Source organism: Acinetobacter sp. TUM15064 (genome assembly GCF_008980265.1).
In the GTDB taxonomy this organism is placed as follows: domain Bacteria; phylum Pseudomonadota; class Gammaproteobacteria; order Pseudomonadales; family Moraxellaceae; genus Acinetobacter.
Genome location: NZ_BKFU01000164.1, coordinates 1 through 840, shown reverse-complemented (window position 1 = coordinate 840; position 840 = coordinate 1). Strand labels below are relative to the sequence as shown.

2 protein-coding genes are annotated in these 840 nt (G+C 41.7%); both read left to right on the top strand.

Annotation, left to right across the window (positions count from 1 at the left end; all coding sequences use genetic code 11):
- Positions 1–167: 167 nt before the first annotated feature.
- Positions 168–398, top strand: a complete 231-nt coding sequence (locus tag GBI16_RS18225; RefSeq protein WP_000401521.1) for an antitoxin — start codon at positions 168–170, stop codon at positions 396–398.
- Positions 395–790 carry a type II toxin-antitoxin system VapC family toxin gene (locus GBI16_RS18220; protein ID WP_000639719.1) on the top strand — a complete coding sequence of 132 codons (396 nt, stop codon included), beginning with the start codon at positions 395–397 and terminating at the stop codon, positions 788–790. Before GBI16_RS18225 ends, GBI16_RS18220 begins: the two co-directional genes overlap by 4 nt.
- The last annotated feature ends 50 nt before the right edge of the window (positions 791–840 follow it).

Here is an 840-nt window from a genome sequence, read left to right as displayed (position 1 = left end):
AAGGAATGGGCAGCACGAGATCAGTAAGACGAGCACCCCGATATGAAAAAGCCCGACAGGATGTCGGGCTTTTTTATTGCCTTATGATTTTAATTTCACTTTGACTTTACAAGAGTTAATGTTAAGATATATATCAATGATATATATCTTGGTTTCGGGAGGTAATTATGGAAATTGCGAAAGTATTTCAAACTGGTCGCAGTCAGGCTGTTCGCTTGCCTAAAGCCTTTCGCTTTAATGGCACGGAAGTGGCCATCAAAAGCTTCGGTCGTGGTGTATTACTCATGCCCATCGACAATCCTTGGGATGTCATGTTAGAAGCAATAAATGAGTTTGAGGTTGGATTCCAATTGGAGCGAGCTGATCAAGGCGAACAGCTCCGTGAGGAGTTCAGATGATTTACCTCTTAGACACAAATATTTGTATCTATGTCATCAACAATAAGCCTCAACAAGTTTTTGAGCGCTTTAAGCAATATCAACTCGGCCAGCTTGCGATTTCGAGTATCACGGCATCTGAGCTGGCTTTTGGTGTAGAGAAGTCTGGATCTGAACGCAATAAACAGGCGTTAAACAAGTTTTTGTCACCTTTAGAGATTCTTCCTTACGATGAACAGGCGATTTGGCATTACGCCAAATTACGCCAGAATCTTCAATCTACAGGTAAACCGATTGGCAGCTTAGATATGCTGATCGCTGCTCATGCTTTGGCATTGGATGTTGTATTAGTTACGAACAATACAAAAGAATTTGAACGAATTGATGGTCTGAAGCTAGAGAATTGGGTCTAATCGCTATATCTAGCCCGCCCTATGCAGGGCTAGAATTCGTATAAGAGATT

Coding starts and splice junctions, on each gene's coding strand:
- GBI16_RS18225 (WP_000401521.1), top strand. CDS start 168: ATGGAAATTGCGAAAGTATTTCAAACTGGTCGCAGTCAGGCTGTTCGC.
- GBI16_RS18220 (WP_000639719.1), top strand. CDS start 395: ATGATTTACCTCTTAGACACAAATATTTGTATCTATGTCATCAACAAT.